This is a genomic window from Paraburkholderia sediminicola (assembly GCF_046027825.1).
Lineage (GTDB): Bacteria > Pseudomonadota > Gammaproteobacteria > Burkholderiales > Burkholderiaceae > Paraburkholderia > Paraburkholderia sediminicola_D.
In genome coordinates this window covers 1-24,469 of sequence record NZ_JAQQDU010000001.1, presented here as the reverse complement: position 1 = coordinate 24,469, position 24,469 = coordinate 1, and the positions used below count along the sequence as shown (strand labels likewise).

General features: G+C 59.5%; 17 protein-coding genes. 11 read left to right on the top strand and 6 right to left on the bottom strand.

Annotated features, from left to right (window positions below; translation table 11 throughout):
- The first annotated feature begins 72 nt into the window (after positions 1-72).
- Genes PQQ96_RS00085 through PQQ96_RS00075 form a run of 3 tightly spaced genes read left to right on the top strand, consistent with a single transcriptional unit; the run spans position 73 to position 2,983 of the window.
- Complete coding sequence (locus PQQ96_RS00085) at positions 73-1,239, top strand: ABC transporter ATP-binding protein (protein WP_408287159.1); 1,167 nt, start codon at positions 73-75, stop codon at positions 1,237-1,239.
- Positions 1,236-2,165, top strand: a complete 930-nt coding sequence (locus PQQ96_RS00080) for an ABC transporter permease subunit (protein ID WP_159002624.1) — start codon at positions 1,236-1,238, stop codon at positions 2,163-2,165. Before PQQ96_RS00085 ends, PQQ96_RS00080 begins: the two co-directional genes overlap by 4 nt.
- A complete protein-coding gene (locus tag PQQ96_RS00075) occupies positions 2,165-2,983 on the top strand; it encodes an ABC transporter permease subunit (RefSeq protein WP_074283360.1) in 819 nt (272 codons plus the stop codon). The genes PQQ96_RS00080 and PQQ96_RS00075 overlap by 1 nt, the downstream gene beginning before the upstream one ends.
- A 698-nt stretch (positions 2,984-3,681) precedes the next feature.
- Here PQQ96_RS00075 and PQQ96_RS00070 read toward each other — a convergent pair.
- The 3 genes from PQQ96_RS00070 to PQQ96_RS00060 form a co-directional block, all read right to left on the bottom strand.
- Positions 3,682-5,085 carry a methyl-accepting chemotaxis protein gene (locus PQQ96_RS00070; RefSeq protein ID WP_408287156.1) on the bottom strand — a complete coding sequence of 468 codons (1,404 nt, stop codon included), beginning with the start codon at positions 5,083-5,085 and terminating at the stop codon, positions 3,682-3,684.
- Positions 5,086-5,573: 488 nt separating this feature from the next.
- Positions 5,574-6,554, bottom strand: a complete 981-nt coding sequence (locus PQQ96_RS00065; RefSeq protein ID WP_408287154.1) for an alpha/beta fold hydrolase — start codon at positions 6,552-6,554, stop codon at positions 5,574-5,576.
- Between the two features lie 121 nt (positions 6,555-6,675).
- The gene (locus PQQ96_RS00060) at positions 6,676-8,166 is read right to left on the bottom strand and encodes a flavin-containing monooxygenase (protein ID WP_408287152.1); all 1,491 of its coding nucleotides are present in this window, start codon (positions 8,164-8,166) and stop codon (positions 6,676-6,678) included.
- 146 nt (positions 8,167-8,312) lie between these two features.
- Between PQQ96_RS00060 and PQQ96_RS00055 the strand changes: the two genes are divergently transcribed.
- The 6 genes from PQQ96_RS00055 to gmtX all read left to right on the top strand — a co-directional run bounded on the left by PQQ96_RS00055 (position 8,313) and on the right by gmtX (position 16,625).
- Positions 8,313-9,002 (top strand): TetR family transcriptional regulator, encoded by a 690-nt coding sequence (locus PQQ96_RS00055; protein ID WP_408287150.1) that lies wholly within the window; start codon positions 8,313-8,315, stop codon positions 9,000-9,002.
- A gap of 181 nt (positions 9,003-9,183) precedes the next feature.
- Positions 9,184-9,621, top strand: coding sequence for a VPA1267 family protein (locus PQQ96_RS00050; RefSeq protein WP_408287148.1), 438 nt, complete (start codon positions 9,184-9,186; stop codon positions 9,619-9,621).
- Complete coding sequence (locus tag PQQ96_RS00045; protein ID WP_408287145.1) at positions 9,618-11,888, top strand: ATP-dependent DNA helicase; 2,271 nt, start codon at positions 9,618-9,620, stop codon at positions 11,886-11,888. Before PQQ96_RS00050 ends, PQQ96_RS00045 begins: the two co-directional genes overlap by 4 nt.
- The gene (gene gmtY, locus PQQ96_RS00040) at positions 11,885-13,387 is read left to right on the top strand and encodes a gamma-mobile-trio recombinase GmtY (RefSeq protein WP_408287142.1); all 1,503 of its coding nucleotides are present in this window, start codon (positions 11,885-11,887) and stop codon (positions 13,385-13,387) included. The genes PQQ96_RS00045 and gmtY overlap by 4 nt, the downstream gene beginning before the upstream one ends.
- Positions 13,380-15,917, top strand: coding sequence for a gamma-mobile-trio integrase GmtZ (gmtZ, locus tag PQQ96_RS00035; RefSeq protein ID WP_408287140.1), 2,538 nt, complete (start codon positions 13,380-13,382; stop codon positions 15,915-15,917). Before gmtY ends, gmtZ begins: the two co-directional genes overlap by 8 nt.
- A 36-nt stretch (positions 15,918-15,953) precedes the next feature.
- Positions 15,954-16,625 (top strand): gamma-mobile-trio protein GmtX, encoded by a 672-nt coding sequence (gene gmtX, locus PQQ96_RS00030; RefSeq protein WP_408287137.1) that lies wholly within the window; start codon positions 15,954-15,956, stop codon positions 16,623-16,625.
- Between the two features lie 462 nt (positions 16,626-17,087).
- Here the strand turns inward: gmtX and PQQ96_RS00025 are convergent, their stop codons facing one another.
- From PQQ96_RS00025 to PQQ96_RS00015, 3 genes are all read right to left on the bottom strand, one after another.
- Positions 17,088-18,275 carry a tetratricopeptide repeat protein gene (locus tag PQQ96_RS00025; protein WP_408287135.1) on the bottom strand — a complete coding sequence of 396 codons (1,188 nt, stop codon included), beginning with the start codon at positions 18,273-18,275 and terminating at the stop codon, positions 17,088-17,090.
- 100 nt (positions 18,276-18,375) lie between these two features.
- Positions 18,376-19,056 (bottom strand): PspA/IM30 family protein, encoded by a 681-nt coding sequence (locus tag PQQ96_RS00020; protein WP_074283368.1) that lies wholly within the window; start codon positions 19,054-19,056, stop codon positions 18,376-18,378.
- Between the two features lie 421 nt (positions 19,057-19,477).
- Positions 19,478-20,092 carry a hypothetical protein gene (locus PQQ96_RS00015; RefSeq protein ID WP_408287132.1) on the bottom strand — a complete coding sequence of 205 codons (615 nt, stop codon included), beginning with the start codon at positions 20,090-20,092 and terminating at the stop codon, positions 19,478-19,480.
- Between the two features lie 451 nt (positions 20,093-20,543).
- Between PQQ96_RS00015 and PQQ96_RS00010 the strand changes: the two genes are divergently transcribed.
- The gene (locus tag PQQ96_RS00010; RefSeq protein ID WP_408287130.1) at positions 20,544-23,045 is read left to right on the top strand and encodes a penicillin-binding protein 1A; all 2,502 of its coding nucleotides are present in this window, start codon (positions 20,544-20,546) and stop codon (positions 23,043-23,045) included.
- Positions 23,046-23,484: 439 nt separating this feature from the next.
- Positions 23,485-24,363: a lipid A biosynthesis lauroyl acyltransferase gene (locus tag PQQ96_RS00005; RefSeq protein ID WP_408287127.1), complete on the top strand. Its 879-nt coding sequence runs from the start codon at positions 23,485-23,487 to the stop codon at positions 24,361-24,363.
- Positions 24,364-24,469 lie beyond the last annotated feature (106 nt).

Below are 24,469 nucleotides of genomic sequence, written 5' to 3'. Positions count from 1 at the left end.
GTAAGTATCATCATGAAGCCCTCGGTGTCCACCGGGGGCTTTGTTCGTCAAACGCCGGAGTAATGCATTGTGATGAGTAGTGACCAGTCGGGCGCGCTGGCAGGGGCCGCCGCGCCGTTCCCGGGCCTGAACGCCGAAGCGGGCGACGCCGCAGAGAATTTCGTCCAGATCGTCGACATCGTGAAGAAGTTCGGCGAGACCGTGGCGGTCAAAGGCGTCAATCTGTCGGTAAAAAAGGGCGAGCTGTTCGCGCTGCTGGGTAGTTCCGGCTGTGGCAAATCGACCTTGTTGCGCATGCTGGCAGGCCTCGAATCGATCACGTCGGGCAAGATCCTGATCGACGGCGAGGACCTTGCGCAATTGCCGCCTTATCGCCGGCCGGTCAACATGATGTTCCAGTCGTACGCGCTGTTTCCGCATATGACGGTCGAGGCCAACGTCGCCTTCGGCCTGAAGCAGGAAGGCGTGCCGAAATCGGAACTGAAAGACCGCGTGCAGAACGCGCTCGATCTCGTGCAGATGGGCCGCTTTGCGAAGCGCAAGCCGCATCAGCTCTCCGGCGGTCAGCAGCAGCGTGTGGCGCTTGCGCGCTCGCTCGTCAAGCGGCCGAAGCTATTGTTGCTCGACGAGCCGATGTCCGCGCTCGACAAACAGATCCGTCAGCGCACGCAGATCGAACTGGTCAACATTCTCGACAAGGTCGGCGTGACCTGCATGATGGTGACGCACGACCAGGAAGAGGCGATGACGATGGCGGACCGTCTTGCCGTGATGAGTGAAGGCGAGATCATCCAGCTCGGCACACCGCACGAAGTGTACGAATATCCGAATTGCCGTTTTTCGGCCGAGTTCATCGGCTCGACCAATCTGTTCGATGGCAATGTCGTCGAAGACGAACCCGATCACGTGTTCATCGAAACCCCCGATCTGCCGGTCCGTCTTTACGTGAGCCACGGCATCACCGGACCGCTCGGCATGCCGGTGACGATCTCGGTACGGCCCGAGCGTATCGCGCTCACGCGCAAGCCGCCCGAAGGTGCGTACAACTGGGGCAAAGGCGTCGTCACGAATGTCGCTTACATGGGCGGCTATTCGCTGTACCACGTGAAGCTCGAGGCCGGCAAAACGGTCATCGCCAACGTGACGAGCCTTGCGTTGACGGAGATCGACCCGCCAACCTGGGGCGACGAAGTGTATGTGCGCTGGAGCGCGTCCGCCGGTGTGGTGCTGACGTCATGAAGCGCTCGATCAGTTCTCTGGCGTCGTGGCCGGTGCGCCGTTTCAACCTGACCGGCCGCACCGCGGTGGTGGCTGGGCCGTTCATCTGGCTGCTGCTGTTCTTCCTCGTGCCGTTCTTGCTGGTCGTGAAGATCAGCTTTGCCGATTTGCAGCTTGGCATTCCGCCCTATACGGAACTCACTACGTATACGGACGGTGTGATTCACGTCGCGCTGGACCTGTCGCACTATGCGTTTCTGCTGACCGACAGCCTGTATTTCGCGACTTATGTGAATTCGGTAGTGGTCGCGGCGATTTCCACGTTGCTGTGTTTGCTGATCGGTTATCCGATGGCGTACTACATTGCGCGATCGAATCCGGCGAGCCGCAATTTGCTGATGATGGCCGTGATGCTGCCGTTCTGGACGTCGTTTCTGATTCGGGTGTATGCATGGATCGGTATCCTGAAGAATAACGGCTTGCTGAACAACTTCCTGATGTCGACCGGGCTGATTCATACGCCGATCGAGCTGTACCACACGAACACCGCGGTTTATATCGGCATGGTCTATTCGTACCTGCCGTTCCTCGTGATGCCGCTGTACGCGCATCTGGTGAAGATGGACATGACGTTGCTGGAAGCTGCCTACGATCTCGGCGCGAAGCCGTGGCGGGCGTTCTGGCAGATCACTTTGCCGCTGTCGAAGAACGGCATCATTGCCGGTTGTTTGCTGGTGTTCATTCCGGCGGTAGGCGAGTACGTGATTCCGGAATTGTTGGGCGGCGCGAACACGCTGATGATTGGCCGTGTGATGTGGAATGAGTTTTTCGACAATGCCGACTGGCCGATGGCGTCTGCCGTGACGTGCGCGATGGTGTTGTTGTTATTGGTGCCGATGGCGTTTTTCCAGTACGCGCAGGCGAAGGCGATGGAGGAAAGACGCTGATGAAGCCGAACCGGATTTTGCAGTTCATCGCCTTGGGGATCGGGTTTCTGTTTCTCTACATTCCGATCGTGAGTCTGATTGTGTATTCGTTCAACGAATCGCAACTGGTCACGGTGTGGACGCGGTTTTCTACGCGCTGGTATGCGGCGTTGCTGCAGGACGACGAGTTGATCGCGGCTGCGTGGTTGTCTTTGCGCGTGGCGTTGCTGACGGCGTTCGCGTCGGTGATTATCGGCACGTGGGCCGGGTTTGTGTTGGCCCGGATGGGGCGGTTTCGTGGGTTTACGCTTTATACCGGGATGATCAACGCGCCGCTGGTGATTCCCGAGGTGATTCAGGGGATCTCGCTGCTGCTGCTGTTCATCGAAATGGCCAAGTGGTTGGGGTGGCCCGCTGGGCGTGGCATTTTCACGATCTGGATCGGGCACGTGATGTTGTGTATTTCTTATGTGGCCATCATCGTGCAGTCACGTGTGAAGGAGTTGAATCCCTCTCTTGAGGAGGCCGCGCTTGATCTTGGGGCTACGCCGGTCAAGGTGTTTTTCTTTATTACGTTGCCGTTGATTTCGCAGGCTCTGGTTTCTGGGTGGTTGTTGTCGTTTACTTTGTCTATCGACGATCTGGTTTTGTCGGCGTTTTTGTCGGGGCCTGGGTCGACTACGTTGCCGCTGGTTGTTTTCTCCCGTGTTCGGCTTGGGTTGAATCCGGAGATGAATGCGCTGGCTACGTTGTTTATTGCTGTTGTCACGGTGGGGGTTGTTGCTGCTAATTATTTTATGCAGCGGGCCGAGAGGAAGAGGGCTGTGATGGCGGTTTAGGGTTTTTCTTGCGGAGCGCTTTGTTGGCTGTATGCCTATGGCGTTGGCCTTTCCTTGTTTTCTTAGTGGTCTATTAGCGTCGCCCCTGTGCGGGGCGGGCACTTACTTCTCTTTACACCGGCGCAAAGAGAAGTAAGCAAGAGAAAGCGGCTCGACCCCCCTGCTAAGCGGGTCCCTCGCACAGTTGCGGCAGTGGTGCATCTGGAATCTGCGTTCTCGCACATTTGGCGTCGGTGACAAAGGAGTCATACTTCCGGCGGCGCTGCGCGCGCCGAAAGGCATTTCTAAAACCACCCGTTGTGTCGCGGCTCTCGCGGTTTTCCACGGAACCCAAGCCCGCAGTCGCATCAACGGTTGTCGAAGCCGATGGCCCCCACCGCGCGGAAACGAAGCCGGTGGTTTCCCATGCATACCCGTCCGCGACGCACGCAGTGCGGAGTGGGAGCTGATGAGCGCTTTGTCACTGACGCTGAAGGTGCGAGGGCACGGATTCCAGATGCACCACTACCGTGACTGTGCGAGAGACCCGCTTAGCAGGGGGTTCGAGCTGCTTTCTTTTGCCTACTTTTCTTTGCGGCAGGCAAAGAAAAGTAGGTGCCTGCCCCGCACAGGGGCGACGCTAATAGTCCGATAAGAAATCAAGGAAAAGCCAACGCCGTGGGCGCACAGAAACAAAGCGCCACGCAGGCAAAAAAACCTCAAACCTTATACCCAATCCGAACCCCACCCCAATGCCGTCCGGCAACGAACACAGGCGCCGACGCATCTTTCATCAAAACAAACTGCCCGCCACCCATATCGCGCCGATACGTCTGCAGCAAAAATTTCTTAACATGCGAAGCAGCTGCAATCCCGGTACGGTCATCGAACATCCGCCGATTCCGGCAATTCGCCATATTCCAGACCACATCCTCGCGCTGCGGCAAAGAAAACTTCAGATTGTGAGTAGGCAGATACCCGCGCACATCGACCGCCGCACAAAACGCCACACGTGGATCAAGCCCGAGTAAGGGTTCCTGAATAGCAGGCAAAACCCGATCAGTGAAAGCAGTAAACCGGGTAACGAACTGAGCCGGGTTGCTCCCCGCAACGGGCACGTAACGTTGATCGAACAGATCCTCAATCGACACTTCGCCCCGAGCAACCGCCGCTTCGAATACCTTGCTCACTGTAGCCGCGGCCTGCTGCACAGCATCAATAAACCGCGTATCCGCCGTCTCGACCCCCGTGGCGGTCGTCAACTCGATCAGCATCTCGGACACGCCGAGCAAATTCCCCAACCGGTCCTTCGCCTGAGCGAAGTTCTCGCTCGAATCTTCGACGCCGCTCGCCATCTCCAACACCTGCGCCTCGAGCCCATTGCATTGCGTTTCGATCTCGCCAGTCAACGCGGCGATCTGCCCAGCCTCGTCGTTGAGCTGCGTAATCGCATCGCCCGTCGCATGCGCGACGTCGCCGATCTTGCGGGTGCCTTCGCGTACCCGGTGAGCACGCGCCGTGTTCACTGAACCCTCGTTGATCAACTGCTCGGTCTGTTGAGTAAGTTGCGCGAGCGTCGTCTCGATCTGGCCCGTCGCTTGGGCGGTCTTCGCCGACAGGTTCTTCACCTCGGCGGCCACCACCGCGAAACTTCTACCGGAGTCGCCGGCACGCGCGGCTTCGATCGCGGCGTTCAGCGCCAGCAAATGCGTCTGGCGGGCGATCAACGAAATTTCCTCGGAGACGCGGCTAACATGCGTCAACGCGCTGCGCAACGCGCCGATCTGACTCTCGATCACCGTCACGCCTTCCACCAGCCCGTGGATGTCGGCCAGCGACGCTTCCAACGTTTGCTGGGATTCCTGCACGCTGGTCGCGGCTCCGGCCGACACGCTGCGCATCTCGCGCGCGGCAGTGGCAATGCGATGATTGCCCGCGAGTGTCTGCGCGGCAGACTCGCGCAGCGCGCGACATACCTGCGCCTGGTGCTGCACGCGTGCGGCAACTTCTTCGACGTGGCCCGATACGTCGCAGATTTCAATTCCCAATTTGCCGGCTTGCGCGGCAATATCGCCGACGATCGTTTGCGAACGACCGCTGCGGCGAAAGCTGAAACGCGTCATGCTCGTCTCCTTGATGGCGCGGTTGGCGCAGTCAATTGGCGTGGTCACCCAGTGCGGATGCCGCGTCTTCTCAGTGCGTTTACGGCACACTTTCAATCGACTTGATACGGGGTATCCCGCAGTCGTTATGATGTGGGATCCGGTAGGGCGTTGACACAGCCCGGTGCACGGCACGCGTGCGACGACCCGCCCCGAGACTGGCTCGGCCCAGCAAGTGGCTGTGCCAGCCATTTCCCGCAGCCATCCCTCTCACCAGCCAACCATGATCGACTCCTTCGCACGCGTTTCGGGCTGGCAGCAGTTCTATCAGTTGTGGGAGCTGATCGTGATGCTCTGCAAGTTTCTCTGGGGCCTGTTGCGCTTGCTCGGGGGTGGTTGAAGGGGGCGTCACGCGACGGCCGTGCGTCGGCCGCGCGGCCAGGCTAACGTGAAACGTTCTCCGGGCCGGCGTGACGGTCAGTCATGAACAATGCCGGGATGGCGCTTCCTTATGCCGGAGAACGTTCCGGAGCGCCTGCCGCCGCGGTGCTCGTGCCGAGAAACGCGCGCAGATCGGTCATCACGCGCTCGGGCGCTTCCTCCATCGGGATGTGACCGAGTCCCGCGTACATCACCGATTTCGCACCTGGAATGCGGCTCGCAAATTCGGCGGCGTGCGCAGGCGGAATCCAGCGATCCTTCGCGCCCCACAGCACCAGCGACGGCACCTTCAGCGTTTTCAGCACGTCGGTGTCGACGTCCTTGAAGTCGAGCGTCGGCACCATCTTGCCGATGGCCGTGCGTGTGCCTTCGCCGTGGAAGAATTCGACGTAACGCCGCAGCGTCACCGCATCGAGCTTGCGCGGGTCGCCATACACGTTGCGCACCGCGCTCTTGATAATGACTTCGGGTAACCACCACGGTGAACTGATCCGCACCAGCGCGCTGTTGAAGAGGCCGATGTAAATCGGCAGCTTCATCGGAAAACCGGCGGAGTCGATCAATACCAGCCGCTCGACAGCCTCGCGATGGCGCACGGCGTAATCCCACGAAATCAGGCCGCCGAGCGAATTGCCGATCAGCGTCGCGCGAGAGATGCCGAGTGCCTGCATGAACGTGTCGATGAAACGCCGGTACGTTGGCAGGTTCATCGTTTCGATTTCGCCGGCGCTCGAACGCAGCGGTCCGGTCACGCCGAACGGCGGCAGATCGAGGCGGATCACGCGATGCTCGCGCTTGAGTTCGTCGGCAACGCGATTCCACGTATGCAACGAAGACGCGAAACCGTGAATCATCACGATCGTGTCGCCGCTGCCTTCATCGACGTAATGCACGTCGGCGCCCATGATCTTGACGAACTTCGAACCGCTTTGTGTGTAGCGCCGCTGCAATTCGGCGCGCGGCACACTGGTGATGCCGAGGCGAGCGGCAATCGAGCGGGGCGGCAGCGGCGCTGTTGATGCGGGTGTCGCGGATTCGATGCTTGCCATAGTTGTTGTCTCCCTTTAGTTCGAATTGGATTGCTTCTGCGTCTGCCACAGACTCAGCGTCTGAGCCTATAGCCGCCCCCCATCCGCGTCGCGAGCAGCCCCTCAGCCGCAGCATGCTGTTTTAAGGTACGAAGCGATAATCGTGCGGCCGCACACGCCGCGTGCGTTTGCGAAAGCTGAATGTGAAGCCCGGCCACAGCGCGGTGACTTTGCCGCTCTTTGTCTGATACCAGCTATGGCAGCCGCTGGTCCACACGGAGTGCTGCATCTCTTTCTGCAGACGTTCATTGAAATCGCGCTGAACCTCGGGCCGCAGATTCATCGTGCGTGCCTTGCGCCGTTGCAAGACGCGCAGGCAATCGGCGATGTACTGCACTTGCGACTCGATCATGTAGATCATCGAGTTGTGACCGAGCCCGGTGTTCGGACCGACAATCATGAAGAAGTTTGGGAAGTCGGCGACGCTGACGCCGAGGTAGGCCTCCGGTCCATCGCGCAGCCACATTGCGCTTAGGTCGGCGCCGTCGAGACCGGTCACATCGAACGGCGCGCCCACGTCGTTCACCTGGAAACCCGTGCCGCAGATGATTGCATCGACCTGGTGATGCGCGCCGTCGTCTGTGACGATGCCGTCGGCGACGATTTCGCGGATGCCGGTCGTTACCACGTCGACATTCGGCTGACTGAGCGCCGGATAGTAATCGCTCGACAGCAGCACACGCTTGCAACCGAACCGATAGTTCGGCGTCAGCTTGGCGCGCAGCGCTGGGTTTTTGATGCGCCGTTCGAGGTAGCTCAAGCCGAACTTCATCGGGAACTTCATCAGCTTCGGATTGACGACGAACGCAATCGCACGCGATTCGAGTTGCCAGTAGATCGCATTGCGCACGAAGCGCTGCGTGAACGGCAGATGGCGGAGCAGCCAATGCATGCGCGGACCGACCGGCTTGTTTGGCTTGGGCATGATCCAAGGCGCGGTGCGCTGGAACAGGTCGAGTTGCGCGACGCGCGGCTGGATCTGCGGCACGAACTGGATCGCGCTGGCGCCGGTGCCGATCACGGCGACGTGCTTGCCTTCGAGCGGATAGTCATGGTCCCAGCGCGTCGAATGAAACAGCTTGCCTTCGAAGCGGTCGAGGCCGGCAATCTGCGGCATGGCCGGCCGCGATAGCGGACCGCTCGCGGCGATCACCACGTCGGCCTCGATGCTTTCGCGCGTGCCGTTCGAATCGATCTCGACTTGCCAGGTCTGCCGCGCTTCGTCGAAACGCGCCGAGGCGACGCGCGCATTGCAACGCACGTACCGATCGACGCCGTACTTGCGCGCGCAATCCTTGAGATAAGCGAAGATCTCCGCCTGGCTGCCGAACGCACGTGACCACGCCGGATTCTGCTCGAACGAAAACGAATACAGATGCGAGGGCACATCACAAGCCGCGCCGGGATAGGTGTTGTCGCGCCACGTGCCGCCAATATCGCTGGCCGCCTCGTAAACCGTGAACGACGTGATGCCCATCTGCTGAAGGCGGATCGCCATGCCGATGCCCGCAAACCCGCTTCCGACAATGGCAATGCGTGGCGCGGCGGGTTGGGCGGATGAGGCAGGTGTCACGGCGGGTCTCCAGCGAAAGGCAAAATTCGGGCGTCTACATATGTCTACACCAGCATAACGCGCAGGGTAGACAACTGTACACTTCGCGTCAAGATCGTTTAGAGTACGACTATTAAACGCGCGAGCCGCGCTCTGACTGAAAGCTCATGAACCCCGCACCCGAAGCGGCGCCTGTCGCCGACCATGGCGCTTTTGCCGGGCAGGACCTTCCGCCCGGCAAGCGCAAACTGATCGAAGCCGCGTTGCGTCTGACCGCGGGCGGGCGCAGCTTTGCAAGCCTAGGTCTGCGTGAACTGGCGCGCGAGGCGGGCCTGAATCCCAACACGTTCTACCGCCATTTCGACACGCTCGACGACCTGGCGTGCGAGGCGGTCGAATCGGTCAGCCGCCGCTTGCGGCCGATGCTGCGTCGTGCGCGCTGGCTGGCCGCGCACGACGAGCCGCAGAGCGTGCCGCGTCGCGCGTGCGTAGCGTTTTTTGCGTTTGCGTTGGAGAACCGCGAGGCGTTCTTGAGCGCGCTGGCCGAGTATCACGGCACCTCGCCGGCGCTGCGCGAAGCGGTGCGGGCGAACCTCCACGAGGTGTCGGCGGAAATGTCGGACGATGTCGTGCAACTGGAACTGATGCCGACCCTTACTCGCGCAACCGTCGACGAAGTCTGCACGCAGATCGTGCTGCAGCTCTTTCATCTGTCAGCGGAGTACATCGACGGGGATGCCGCGCGCCGGGAAGCACTGGTTGCGTATGCGGAACGTTTCATCGTCCGGCTGTTCGCGGGTTCGGTGTTGCTGGCGCAACATGAGCCGGCGAGGGCGCCCGCTGCAGAGCGGGCGTAAAGGGGCGCGGGCATAAAAAAACAGGCTCCGTGTTGATATATGGGGTAATGCGCATCTACTAATTGCTGCAAAAAACGCTCACTTGCTGACCAAGTGAGCGTTTTTTTGTCATTCGACTTGGTGTTCTTTGGGAAAATATTTATACTTTTACGAAATCGGACATCGCGAACGAGGAACCAGTATGGCAAGCGGCAGGCAAATCGCAGACGAGAATTTTCGGTCCTTCCAGACATGGCTCGCAAGCAAGGCCGACTCGGATTTCAGGCAAATGGTTAGTCGTGGCGTCCTGTCACGGAAAGAGATTGCCAAAGAATGTGGATTCGCCAAGTCAGCTCTCGACCAAAATCCACGTATCAAAGCGGCTCTCAGAGCTACCGAAGACGGTCTACGCGAACGCGGCATCCTCCCCGCGCCGTTAGAAAGGGGGGGCGGAGAACTTGAGATGCCCCTAGTGCGCGAGACAGGCATGCAACGGGCGGTACTCGAAAGCGAGCGGCTGAAGCGACTCGAACAGGACAACGCCAGTCTGCGTGCAGAGAACGCCGAGCTCAAGCGCCAATTGGTACGGTACGCGGCACTTCAAGATGCCCTGTCGCTGACGGGACGGATTCCACGTTGAGCGCGCAGACCCTTCGTGTCTCTACCATTCGCAGCCAAAATCCCAAAGGATATGGCGGCTGCATATTCGCCGGCACACCCATTGACGAGCAAGGCAACGTGCTCGATGCCCGCTCCTACTACGTCGTTCGCGCGTCAAATGTGATTCTCGGGAATGTTCAGGTGCGCGTCGGCCAATGGTGGCGCATCACTGGTGAACCCAAACCAAACGCCATCGCGGTCAATGGCTATCATCTGACTGAGTGGCAAATCACTGCGAGCGATGCAGAGCTGTTGCTGCCTTCGGGCGAGCACATCATCACACTCATTGCGGAGAGCCCCGACTTCCGGGGCGTCGGACACGTTAAGGCGCGCAAGCTGTGGGAAATGTTTGGCGATGGGCTTTACGACGTCCTCGACCGGGGCGACATCTCTTCCCTGGCACAAGTTCTGACCGCAGAAAGCGCACATCAAGTGGTGACCGCGTGGGCCTTGTACGCCGACACCCGTACGCTCCAATGGCTACAGGCTAAGGGCTTCGATAGCTCGATTGGACGCAAAGTGCTTGCGTTCTTCGGTTCCGAAGCAGCCCATAAGATTGAAGCAGACCCCTACCGGCTGCTGAGCTTCTGCGCTACCTGGAGGCAGGCGGACGCACTGGCCCGTCAGCATTTCGGCGTCGAGGAAAATGACGAACGCCGCCTTCAGGGTGCCATCGAGGAGGCCTGCTACCGTGTCTTCAGCGACGGTCATACGGTGGCAACGCAGTCGATGCTTATTGAACGTCTCACATCGATACTAGGCGTCTCGACGGGGAGCTTCCGCTGGAGGGACTTGGTTCCGGTAGCGTTGTCCCAAGGTTTGACGAACGGCAGCTACGTGATAGGCGCCGAGCGCGCTCTCCACCCCTTTGGACCGTTCGTAATGGAAACCGTGGTCGCCCGCGCAGTAGCGGAACGGCTACTCAACGCCCGGCACTCGCCGTTGCTATCCCCCGTCGAACTCGATGCGCTGACTTTGACCTACGAAAATGTCGAGGGCATCACCCTTAACAACGAGCAGCGTCTCGCCATCCTGACGGCTTGCACAAACCCATTTGCGCTCATCACCGGCGGTGCCGGGGTCGGTAAAACTACCGTACTGAAAGCGCTGTACCAAGCATATGACTTGGCTGGTACGCGCGTTTATCAGATGGCTCTCGCCGGCCGTGCGGCAAAGCGAATGCAAGAGGCCACGGGGCGCCCAGCGTCAACGATTGCCAGCTTCCTGCGCAATGTTAAGGAACCCGACCTTACCGGACCTTGCGTGGTCGTCATTGATGAAGCGTCGATGGCCGACATCATTACCATGAGTCGATTGTGCGAGCTACTTCCAGCACACGTCCGGTTACTTCTCGTTGGCGACCCTCATCAGTTGATGCCTGTGGGGCCTGGACTCGTGCTCCACGCATTGGCTGAAACAGTGGACGTTCCTCAGGTTGAGCTTAAGGTAGCCAAGCGCTATGGTGGGCAAATAGCTGCCGCTGCGCATGCCATCCGCGAAGGCGTTTGGCCCGACCTGCCTGATATGGAATCGGCACCAATTGCGTTCATCCGATGTGGTGCACAGTCCGGTCGAGCGGCTAGTGCCGTCGATGACACGTTGCAGAAAGCCGTTCTAAGGCTTTACATGAAAAGTCCTCTGAACACCCAGATACTCTCATCGCGTCGCAACGGCATTGACGGTACTAAAACGCTGAACGGCCTCTGCCAGAACGTTACGACGGGCAACGCTCGTCCGCTTTTGGTCTGGAGCGACGAACATGCAGCACAGGCATACACCGGGTTCCGGTTAGGCGACCTTCTTCTTTGCACGAAGAACATGTGGGACTGGGGCCTGCAGAACGGGTCGCTCGGAAAACTCGTGCGAATTGAAGACGAACCGCGCCTTCTCACGAATGACGACGGCGAGGAGATTGGGTACGCGCTCGCATGGGTCGAGTGGGACGATGGGGAACGTCGCCCGCTCTTCGAAACGATGCTCGACAACCTCGAGCTAGGTTACGCCATTACCGTGCATAAAGCCCAGGGCTCACAGTGGGAACGCGTTATCGTGCCTATCACCGGCAATCGATTGCTTGACCGAACGTTGGTCTACACAGCCGTGACGCGAGCCCAGCGTCAGGTACTTCTCGTCGGCGATGAGTTCGCGGCGCGAACGGCCGTCGTGGGCTTACCCCGGGCTCGCCACCGCCGGGTCGCGCTAGGTTCGTTGCTGTCACGCCTGTTGACTCCGGAGGATGTGGCATGAGTCACGTTCGTGTTACCGCGAGTGTGGTGACCGACGACACCGGCATCAGAGTCAGGATTCCGGCCATTCTGGTCGAACAGAATGGCCAATGTATGGCGTTGGAACCGCTGGTCGACTACCTGATTGCTAACTCTCAAGCTAGAAGCCATGATTGGATGACCAAGCTGTGCCAGGTGGTCGGAATGCTGCTCGACTACATGGCAACAAATCATGTGCATTTCGAACGGCCACAAGACTTATTCGAGACGTTTGTACAACGAGTCTATACGGGCACCATCGGCGAGGACGGCAGGGACCCTAGCGGACTCTACTGGTTACCCAGACGGACCAAGACCGCCAAGCAGTTACTGAACAACCTGAGTGACTTCTCCGATTGGATGCACGCAAAGTGTGGGGCGGAGCCTCTGAACCCATGGCGACAGGCTACGGGTTACGAGCAACGATTGAACTGGGCAGCGTTCGTCCACAAGAGCGAACGCTCTTTCCTGGGACACCTCGACAGCTACGAAGACGCGGCTGAGGCTGCCAAGCAGGCCCGCAATACTCGGCAGCGGCGCACCCCAACCGGCGACCTCGGAGAGACTAAGGTCTTTCCGGATGACCGGTTCATGGAGTTGCTGTTCGTAGGTTTCGCTGTGCCTGGCAAGCAGGACAGCCCGGACATCGTCGAACGCTATGACTGGCGCGGCATCTGCATTGCCATACTGATGCATTGGGGTGGACTGCGCGTTTCTGAGCCATTTCATCTCTGGGTGAGTGATGTGATGGTCAATCCCCTTAACGCAGACGAGGCAATGGTTCGTGTCTACCATCCGATTGACGGTGCTGCCCCGAAGGACTTCCGTGGGCCAGACAGAAGGCTCTTGCCGAACCGGGAGGCGTATCTCAAGGCACGGTATCCTGGCTATCCCCCGCGCAACAGGGAAACCGGAAATCGCAAAGCGGGCTGGAAGAATCCCAAGCTCGACGACACTACCCAGAATTACATGCACGTTCACTGGTTTCCCGCCGGAATTGCGGGTCGCCTGTTCCTTCAGGCATGGAAGCTCTATATGTATCAGCGCATGCGCGCCCGAATCGGCGCTGACAGACACCCGTTCCTGTTCGTCTCATTTCGCGGCGCTCAGCGCGGGGAGCCGTACACCATTGATGCTTACCGCGACGCTCACAAACGTGCCGTTCGCCGCATCGGACTTGTACCGGCGAAGATGAATGGAACGACCGAGCACGGGCATCGTCATGCCTATGGGCAGCGCACGCGTCGTGGTGAGGTTGACAACATCGTCACCCAGAAGGGGTTGCACCACAAGTCCATCGATTCGCAGGCCGTCTATACCGAGCCATCGATATCACAGGTCACGAAAGCTCTCGAAGTGGCGACCGATGCCTTGGCAGCAGGTCAGTCACTTCCTATGGTGAGTGGCCTGGATGCATTCACTCTTGCCGAACGAAAAGAACAGAAACGATATCTGACAAGGAGGCGGAATAGCCATGAATGAGCGTATCGGAAATGCTAGGACGAAGCCGATTCGGGGTACCAAATTGGACGCAGAGTTGCGTTATGCAACGACCCTTGACCCGAGAATGGAACAATGGCGCGCGCTCGCATCCGAGTGGCTTGCCACTGTACGGGACGGAAAGCACCTCGCAATGGACTCCCTCAAGTTGTTTTTGGTGGATTATATCTACGCACAGCAACTGGAAACTGACCCCGCAAAATTCTTTCGCTGTGGATATCGTGCCCCCTGTCTTTACGAATCTTGCTTGAAACGCTTCAAAAGAAAAAAAGCCGTAAGAGACCACTACAAAAGAATTTCGTTACTAGCTGGCTATATCCTTGCAAACTTTTTCTCTGTTGAGGATGACGACGGCCACCCCGTGGTTCCCTCCGAGTTTGGGAATCCCATTCCGGACCTTCCCGAGGCAGTGGAAGGTCACGGGGACGGTCTTCAGGAATCCGATAAGCGAGTTCTTCCGTATCACCTCATCTCCCAAGTGCGCAACATTCTTTGTCCGACGGACGCAAGGACCTTTGCGGATTGGAAATGGGTGCAAGTCGCGGAGGACAGTGCAAACAGAGGAGGAAGCTGGTTCGTCGCGCCGTATGAACTTATTGACGAGGCCGACCCGGACTGTGTATGGCGCGAACGCGAAACATCTTCGTATGAGAGGGATAAATTCGGCTACGCGGAGTGCGTGTATGAAATCTGGAGCCCTGTACGCGCTGTGGCAATGTATGTGAAGCTGCAGTTGCCTTTACGGACGTATCAGGTTCGAATGCTTGATAGCGGTGAGGCCGATACCTATCGGTACATGCACGGCGAATGGATTCGAAACACCGGTCCGCTCGCGAAGGGCACGGAGAAGAATCAATACCGCCGTGGCATATTCCGTCAAATGACGGACGATATCAAGCACGTGTCGATGACGGGACTGTTCGTCAACACGAACAAGACTGCCGACGGAGGCAAAGAAGAAGGGAGCAAGGGGTACACCATCCCGTGGGAGCACAAAGAGGTACTGTTCTGGCTGGAAAAGCTACGGAACTGGCAGGCAAAATATAATCCAATCTCGGCTCCGACCGCGTGGACCGACCTTGACGTAAAGCATCTTCGAGTTTCGAAATCCGAGGCTAGCCTCCTGGCGATGGGCTCGGCTTGCTTTCTGTTCCGCGATGCGGTTGCCAGTGGCGACGACCGGTCCAAGCCGATTACTTCCGGCATGCTCGACTTGCTCTGGCACAAGTTGCTTCAGCAGCTCGAGAACCAGTGTCTTGCCAACAACGTTCGAGACGCTGCGCGGAACCCGCTAGCCTTCGTCAAGCCAAATACCAACGTTACTACGTACTATCCGCTTCACTCCTTACGCGTCTCCCTGATTACAGCCTATGCGCTGGAGGGTGGCGTGCCAATGACGATTCTGTCGAAGTGTATCGCTGGTCACGCGAGACTGGTCATGACGCTTTACTATACGAAAGCCGGCATTACCTATTGCACGGAGACCATGGATGCAGCCACCAAACGCCTCATCGTGACTGAACAGGAAAACTACGCGCGCTGGCTAAAGGACAAAACCTACGAGCAATTGGAGGCCAATGGGGCCTTCTTCGACCCGGCTGCGATTCAGGCCGTGATGCAGGCAACTCAGAACGGTGTCAGCCTCATAAAGGACGATAAGGGCTTCTGCCCGAAAGGTGGGTGGGGGTGCGATTCTGGTGGGGTCTACGTCAATGACGAAACCGGTAAGGTTACGTACGGCGAAGTGCCCGGCTACCCTCAAAAAAACTGTCCGCGTTGCCGGTGGTTTTTTACCGGACCTGCGTTTCTCGATGGTTTGCACAATCACTGGAATCACATCCAATTGAACATGGGGGATTTAGGCGAGCGCATAGTGAAGCTGGAGGGGCAGATTACCTCGCTTGAGGATGAGCTGTACGAATGCCAGGCAAACGACCGGCCCTTCCTTGAGCATGACAAGCTCAACACGCTTCGAAAAATCCATCAGGCTGAACACGAGAAGAACATCAAAAATGCAGCGGACTGTAACGCAACGCACCGGCTCATCGTTCGCTGCAAGGTTATATCGAACGAGCAACACGACGATGACAGCATACGGTTGGTTGCAGTTGGCAGCCTGCATGACGTGCAAATCGCAATAAACGAGTGCGACAAGTTGCAACAGATTCTGACCGCCGTCGCTGGTTCTGCTGTCTACCCCGAACATGATGTAACCAAGGCCGCACTGCAGGCAGGTAAAGCCTTCGACATGATGCTGGCAAGAAACGGCAAGGAGCCGGTCTTCTTCCGGCTTGGGGAAGATGAGTTGCCTGTCGTTGTTCAGCACATGACAAAGCTGCTAGCCACTCAGGCCGGCAGCATCAAAGAGGCACTGCCGTTCATCGAAGGAACGCGCCGTCTCGCGGAACTTGGGCTTGACCTGGACATTGAACAGCTGGCGCATGATATGGCCGCCGCGCGAGTAATTCAACTAGCCCCGGCTCCGGGTAACGAACAGCCTCTCTTGGTTTGATGAGGAACAGCCACGAATGCGCCGAGGAATTACCACATGAAGCAGCATAAGATTTCGCCCGACCAAGTGCTGGTAGCGCTACAGTTGGGCGCGACGACGCGCACGCAAAAATCGTTGGACATCGTTCATGCCATCTGTAGCGAACAGCATGCGGCGGGTAACGAAGACTTCTCAGTTGCAACTATTGGTCGCCTCTCATCTGGACGAGGGGGCCCTTCGCCACAGTCGATTCGCAACTCAACTGGCGAGCACTATCGGACATTGCTGAAGGCATGGGCCAATTATGTCGACGGCGCTGCCCGCAAGCCACCGGCGAGGGCCGAGCCTGGTGTAGCGGATGATGTGCTGGATATGATTCCAGATTCCTCCGTTCGTGCGTTGGTCGGCAGCTTTCTGGCTGAGAACCGTAAGTTGAAAGCTGAAAACAATCTGCTTAAAAAGAAGGCGGAGGTCGTGATTGACCGACGGCCCATGGCGAAGATGGCTGTGACGGGACCGCAGTCCGGAGTGCAGGTGCTCGCACCCTTGAGCACCTTACTGCCGTTGGAAGTCGATGCCTTACGGCATGCTATCTCGGATGAATTGCTTACTAAGATGGGGTGGGCTGTAGACGGGAAGACAGGGCGAGTTTCGAAAGGTGGTCACGCAATCTTCAGGGCGGGCTTCGTCACCGCCATCAAAAAAGTATTGGATGCCGCAAGCACCTGATGAGACCAAAGCGCAATGGTGACGCTCCCTGCCCAAAGCGGAGGGCAGTCAAGAGCACCGTGGAATAAATGGAAGGGGCCCACGCGTGCGTGGGAAGGAACCCGTTTATGCCGCGAAAGGCTCTTGACGGACCAAAGCGACCAACGCTCTGGCTGCCGGGGTGGGTTGGCTTTTCAACCTACCCCGGCTGCCTCACGGCGAGTGCGGGGTTTGAAGTGGAGCGGCCAGTGCTTATCGGTCCCAAGCGCCATAAAAAATCCCCTCCGCGACCTCGCGAAGGGGATTGAAGCAGCCAAATATTAGTACACTTACTAATTCAACGATGTGGTCAGGAGCCCGTCGCTACTCACTCACATCGTAATTAGTATATTTTTTTCCCTCAATACCGTGTTGGAGCCTGTTTTTGGTGCGGCTTGATTGATTACCGCTTGAGCGACTGCATCTCAAACAGCGCTGTGTTTCTCAGGTATCGCTCCAGCCGCCGGAATCGTCGTTACTGCCCATGTCGACGCCACCGCCGCTGTTGTCGTTCCAGTCATTCGAGCCCTGGCCGAAGTCGAGGCCGCCGCCATTGCCGCCATCACCGCCGCGGCGACGCGTTTCGTCGTCGACAATCACGTCGCGCTCCACGACGCGGTCACGCCCGGAATTCAGCGCCTCGCCGAGCAGCACGCCGGTCAGCAGGCCGCCCATGCCGCCGCCGAAACCGCCACCACCTTGTTGCACGATGACCTGCGGCTGCTGCTGATACGGTCCCTGCTGCGGATACGGCTGCGGCGGGTTGCCGAAACGCTCGGCTTCCTGCGCATACGGCGACTGCTGCGTGGCAGCGGCCGGCGCGGCATACGGATCGGGCCGGCCATCGGCGCGGGCACGCATGCTGCCGATGCGCTGCTCCAGTTCGTCGAGCTGATACGGCGGCACCGGATTCTTGCCGTTCGACAGCGTTTCGACGAGGCCGCGCAACTGGTCTTCGGTCGATTCGACTTCTTTCTCGAGCACCTCATGACCAGGTACGGTGGACAGCTTCACGTCGAGCTTCAGTGAACGCACGGCGTTGAGCATCTCAGTCGCACGCTTCAACTGCACGCGACGATCGTCGTCGGCGCGCGAATCGTCTTGCGAGCGGGCGCGGCGCAAAGTCCAGCGCAACACCAGCGCGATCACGCCGATCAGGAGAATGATGCCGACCCACATGCCGATGCCGGGACCATGCCGTTGCGGCGCTTGTGACACCATCGACGACTGCTGCACGGCCGGTGAATTCTGCTGGACGAACGGGTTGGCCGCGCGGCTCGTGGTGTTGCCACCGGCGGCGCCGGCACGTTCCGCGTCCTTGCGGATACGCGCTTCGGTTTGCGCGAAACGGGTCGGGTCGGTGAAGCGGATTTGCGGGTCGAGCGTCTTGGCCTGTTGCACCTGGGCGAGGGCGTCGGCATAACGGCCTTCGCGATCGAGCACCTGGCTGTACAGGTAGTGCGCGCGTGCATTGTTCGGATGCGCTTGCAGCACTTCGCTCAAACCGGCATCGGCCTGCTGCCAGTTGCCTTGCGACATGGCGGATTCGATCTGCTGGACCGTCGGTATAGCGAACGCCGCGGCCGACACGAACATCAGTGAGGCGAACGCGCTTGCGAGAAATTTTTTCATTTATGGACCGGGTGCGATGCACCCGTCTCCTTCAGTCGATACCGGTGACCGGTATACCGGCTGCGCTTGCGACGGCAGCCGGTATTTACTGCTAATGCAATTACTGAGCCGGCGTGTTGATCTGCTTCTTCAACGCTTCAAGACGATCTTCGACGGACGGGCCACGGCTCAGATCCGCGAGCTTGTCGTCGAGCGCCTTGCCGCTCTTGACGTCGGCCGTATTCAGGCGCGCGTCCGAACGGGCATTCGACAACGCAACCTTGTCTTCCAGCTTCTGGAAATCTTCGGACAGATTCTTGCCGCCGATACCGCCCAACGCAGTCGCTGCAACATCTTTGGCCTGAGCGATCTGCTGCTTGGCTTGCAGAATGTTCGAACGCGCGTTCAGGTCATTACGACGGCCACGCATGTCGTCGATCTGGCTCTTCAACTGGTCAACCGACGGCTCCAGCGTGGTCAATTCTCGCGCTAGCGCATCGCGCTCGGCTTCTGCCGTGGCTTGCGCGCCGAGGGCTTCGCGCGCAAGCGCTTCGTCGCCCGATTGCAGCGCGCGCTTTGCGCCGTCTTCGTACTTTTTCGCCTTGTCGGCGGCAACATCGCGCTTGCTTTGCTGAGTGGCGACTTGCGCCTGAATCTCGATCAGCGAGTTCTCGGCTTTAGCGATGCTCTCATCGAGTTCGCGCACGATCTGGCGCGAATCGCGCGACGGGTCTTGCACGGAATCGGCTGCGTCGTTCAGGAGACCTTTAAGCGTGCGCGAAATGCTGTCAAAAAGCGACATGAAAACCTCCAAAGAATGAAATCGGCGCTGAATAATCCCACGCGCTTTAACTGCTTTCAAATGCTACTTTACGCCGCTGCGCGCGAAGCTGCGCAACGTTCGGACCGGAGTTCGGGGCACACCCGCCAATTGCAATAGGAGTGCCATAAATTTACGTTTTTGAAACCGGGTTCAAACAGCCTTAGCGGTTAAAACGCGCGGCCGGTCATTCAGCCGTTCGCGGATATTACACCACGCGTTCTCTTAAAACCGACTTAAAGGGCGCGATGACAGGATCGCCAACTTTGCGCGCGGCGGGCATCCGCGTGGCGGGTGTCGTGAATATGAATAGACGTGGCGTGGCAGCGGCAGCGTGCCTGTGTTTCAGCCGCAGTGCGTCGATTCACGTTGGGCTGGGCGGCGAGTTCCTGCCACTTTCGATTCAGGCGAAGCGGCCGCCTTCCGTGCTCGGATCGCTCTGCGGATCGTCTGCGTCACGCGCCGCGTCGAGGCGCGGGCGCTTGAGCACTTTGCGCAACTGCGCTTCCACCGCGCCCGGTTCCTGCGCCGAGTCTGCAATGGACGCCGCCTTGGCCGCGGCGACGCGCGCCACGGCTTCGGTTGCCGCGGCGGCTTCTATTTCCTCGGGGGTCGCGGTGAGGGCGGCCAATACCCCGGCCGGCAGCAGCGGTGCCGGGCTTGAGCCCGCGGGTGTGCCTAACAATTCCTCCGCTTGCGATGCGGCCGCGCCTGGCGCCGGTGCAGCGGATTCGTTGTCATCGCGGGTTTGCAAGGCCGCCGGAAGCGCCGCCCGGGCGTGGCGCGTGCCGCGCGCGACCCGCTGCAGCGCGGCGTCGAGCGCGTCCGGCGCGCGCGGTGCATGCAACCGGTCGACGATGCTGGCCGCTTTTACCTGCTCGCTGGTCGCGCCGAAGCTCAATACCGCCCGCCGCATCAGCTCGCTGACGCTAATGCCCAGGTTTTCAGCGGTGGCGGCGATCGCGCGTTTTTGCGCGGTCGTGACGAATACGACGATGCGTTCGCTGGGCTTGTTCATGGTCGGCTCGCATACTTGTTTGCATTGGCGATTCAAGGCGTGTATTTGGCGTACGCCGTCGTGCGCGTCGGTAACGACTTCCGCGCCGAGTCCATCATATGACGAGTTGCATCGCTGCGGAACGGGCGCAACATGAAAATCCCGTGACATCAATGAGTTGTAGCCTTTCCGGCGGCCTTGTCCACAGGCCTTTCAACAATTTCTGTTGATAACCCTGGTGGGCAGCGCCGGACGCTTGCGCGACTGCCACAATCTACCGTCGTAACGTGATGCGAAGGGAATTCTTACAAAAAAACTGTCTTGGACGGCGCTTGATTTCTTTAAAATGCGCTGTTACGTTGCGCCGGACGCCTGTCCAGGGCGTGCCGTGCGGCCGCCCGGGGGCAAGGGCCGCGCGGTGTTTTGCGCCTCATGCAGCAAGGCGTTCAGTTACGCGCCCACTATTCCAGTCATGCCAATCATCAAACGACCGCATTCTTCAAATTCTCCGGCTGGTGACGACCGGGACACCTACCACCGCACGCCAGGACGCAACGCTGCTTCGCGCGACGCTGAGGCCGGCCGCCGTTCGATCGGTGCGAGCATCGTCATCTGGTTTGTCGGCCTGCTGGCGACGATCGCCGTGGTGGGCGCGCTGATCGTCGGTTACGCGCTCGTGGTGATGGGGCCGCAACTGCCGTCGCTCGATGCGCTGACCGACTATCGGCCGAAAGTGCCGTTGCGGGTGTACACAGCGGATCACGTGCTGATCGGCGAGTTCGGTGAAGAGCGGCGTAGCATCGTGCGCTTCCAGGACATTCCCGACCAGATGAAGAAGGCGGTGCTCGCGATCGAAGACTATCGCTTCTACGAGCACGGCGGCGTCGACTTCGTCGGCATTTTGCGCGCGGGTGTTTCCGACCTGATGCACGGCGGCGCCTCGCAGGGTGCGAGCACGATCACGATGCAGGTGGCGCGCAACTTCTTCCTCTCGAGCGAGAAGACCTACACGCGCAAGATTTACGAAATGATGCTGGCGTACAAGATCGAGCGCGCGATGACCAAGGATCAGATCCTTGAGGTCTACATGAACCAGATTTATCTGGGCGAGCGCTCATATGGTTTTGCCGCGGCCGCGCGCGTGTATTTCGGCAAGGATCTGAAAGACATCACGCTGGCTGAGGCCGCGATGCTGGCCGGCTTGCCGAAGGCGCCGTCCGCGTATAACCCGGTGGTCAATCCGAAGCGCGCGAAGATCCGTCAGGAATACATTCTGAAGCGCATGCTCGAGCTGAAATATATCAGCCAGGACCAGTACGATCAGGCCGTCAAGGAAGAGATTCACACCAAGAATCCGGGCAACGAATACAGCGTGCATGCCGAATACATCGCCGAAATGGTTCGCCAGATGATGTATGCGCAGTACAAGGACGAAACCTATACGCGCGGCCTGAACGTCACCACCACGATCGATTCCGCCGATCAGGACGCGGCCTATCAGGCGGTGCGCAAGGGCGTGATGGATTATGAGCGGCGCCACGGCTACCGCGGACCGGAAGGCTTCGTGGACCTGCCCGCACCGGGCGACGACCGCGATCAGGCTATTGATGACGCACTCACCGATCACCCCGACAATGGCGAAATCATCGCTGCCGTGGTGACGGACGCGAATCCGAAGCAGGTGAAGGCGCAACTGGTCGACGGCACCGAAGTCACGATTAGCGGCGACGGCCTGCGCTTTGTGGCCGGCGGGCTCTCCGCGCGCGCGACGGCGGCCACGAAGATCAAGCCGGGCTCGATCGTGCGCCTCGTCGCCGACGACAAGGGCAACTGGTCGATCACGCAGCTTCCGCAAGTGGAAGGCGCGCTGGTCTCGCTGACGCCGCAGGACGGTGCGATTCGCGCACTGGTGGGCGGCTTCGACTTCAACAAGAACAAGTTCAACCACGTCACGCAGGCGTGGCGTCAGCCGGGTTCGAGTTTCAAGCCGTTCATCTATTCGGCGGCGCTCGATAGGGGCCTCGGACCGGCTACGATCATCAACGACGCGCCGCTGTACTTCCCGCCGAGCACGCCGGGCGGCGATGCGTGGGAGCCGAAGGACGACGACCAGCCGGACGGTCCGATGCCGATGCGCCTCGCGCTGCAGAAATCGAAGAACCTGGTGTCGATCCGCATCCTGTCGTTCATCGGCACCAAGTACGCGCAGGATTTTGTCACGCAGCGTTTTGGTTTCGACGCCGACAAGACCCCGCCGTATCTGCCGATGGCGCTCGGCGCGGGCCTCGTCACGCCGCTGCAATCAGCGGGTGCCTACTCGGTGTTCGCGAACGGCGGTTACCGGATCAATCCGTACCTGATCAACGAGGTGACGGACGCACGCGGCGAGCCGCTCTCGAAAGCGCAGCCGCTGACCGCTGGCCGCGATGCGCCGCGTACGCTCGAACCGCGTAATGCCTACATCATGAACAGCCTGTTGCATTCGGTGGCCACGGCCGGCACGGGCGCGGGCACCAACGTCCTGCATCGCTCGGACCTGCAGGGCAAGACGGGAACGACCAACGACGCGAAAGACGGCTGGTTCGCCGGCTATCAGCAATCGCTGGTCGCGGTGGCGTGGATGGGTTATGACCAGCCAAAGAGCCTCGGCAGCCGCGAGTTCGGCGCGCAGCTCGCGTTGCCGATCTGGGTCGAGTACATGCAGCGTGCGCTGCGCGGCGTGCCGGAAAGCGAGCCGGCGCAGCCGGACGGCGTGACCTCGGTCGACGGCGAACTGTTCTATACGGACATGACGCCGGGCAATGGTTTCGTGGCCAGCATCGGACTGGATTCGGCGAATCCGACGGCCGGTGCGAGCGACGCAGTCGGCGGCGTGGGGCCGGCGGGTATGACGCCGCCGGCAGTGCCGCCGCCGAGCGTCTCGTCGAATGAGAAGAAGCAGATCATGGATCTGTTCGAGACGAACAAGCCTTAATGTCCCCGTTCTCCCGAGGGGACTTCCTTCGGGACGGTCGGTGGACTTCCTGGGTGGGGCGAGCGGTGTAACGAGTGTGTGTGGCCTGCTTGGGGCGTACACAAGCGTTTTTGAAAGGGCGGGGAAATCGCTACCTGACGCGGATTTCCTCGCGCTATTCGGACAGACCCCACGAGCAGATTTTGTGCCCACCGTCCGCAGTGTGTTTTAATCACGCCTGCGGTGCTTTTATATGGGGCCCTATACGGGCGCTTGATTCCAAAGAGGTTTCGGCCTCCAGCACCGCTGTGTCTTGCCGCGAGCAAGGCGTTCGTCTTCGAAAGTCACGCCGCGTGAGACCCGTTTTTTGACGCGTGCGCATGCCACTTCGCCCGTGGGCAACCGTCAGGTTGCCGCGGCCGGCGTGTTTGTCATCCAGCATCCACCGGGCCTTTGCCTCGTGAAAAGTAGAATACTCATCTGTCTGATGACAGGTTTGCTGCGCGTGTTTGCTTTCCTGCCATACGGCGTTGTCGCGCGCATCGGCACCGGCATCGGTGCGCTGCTGTACCGGATTCCCAGCACGCGTCGGCGCGTCGTGCACACCAATCTGAAACTGTGTTTTCCCGATATGAGCGACGAGGCACGCGAACGTCTCGCGCGCGCGCATTTCTGCCATGTGATTCGCAGTTATGTTGAGCGCGGGCCGCAGTGGTTCGGCAATGCGAGATCGTTGGAGCGTCTTGTCGAAGTGGAGAGCGCGATCGATCTTTCCGACATGGAAGGCAAGCCGACGATTTTTGTCGGCTTCCATTTTGTCGGTATCGAGGCGGGCTGCATGATGTATTCGACGCGGCATCCGGTTGCGTCGTTGTACACGCCGATGTCGAATCTTTTGCTCGACGCGATGGCGAAGCGGCAGCGCGCGCGCTTCGGCACGGAGATGATTCCGCGCAGCGATAGCGTGCGGCGGGCTTTGCGTGTGTTGCGCGAGGGGAAGCCGGTTATGCTGGCTGCCGATATGGATTTCGGGTTGCGGGATTCGGTGTTTGTGCCGTTTTTTGGCGTGCCGGCTTGCACGCTGACTTCTGTTTCGCGGATGGCGCGCGCTGGGAATGCACGGGTGGTGCCGTTTGTGACTGAGGTCTTGCCGGATTATCGTGGGTATAAGCTGACTATTTTTGATGCGTTAAGTGATTTTCCTTCGGATGATGTTGCTGTGGATGCGCTGCGGATTACCGAGTTTCTTGAGACGCAGGTGCGACGGATTCCTGATCAATATTATTGGGTGCATAAGAGGTTTAAGAATCGGCCGGTTGGGGAGGCGGGGGTTTATTGAGGTTGGGTTGCGCGGGGCGCCGGGGTGGTTTTTTTGCCTGCGTGGCGCTTGACGTCTGTCTGCCTACGGCTTTGGCCTTTCCTTGAATTGATATTGGATTATTAGT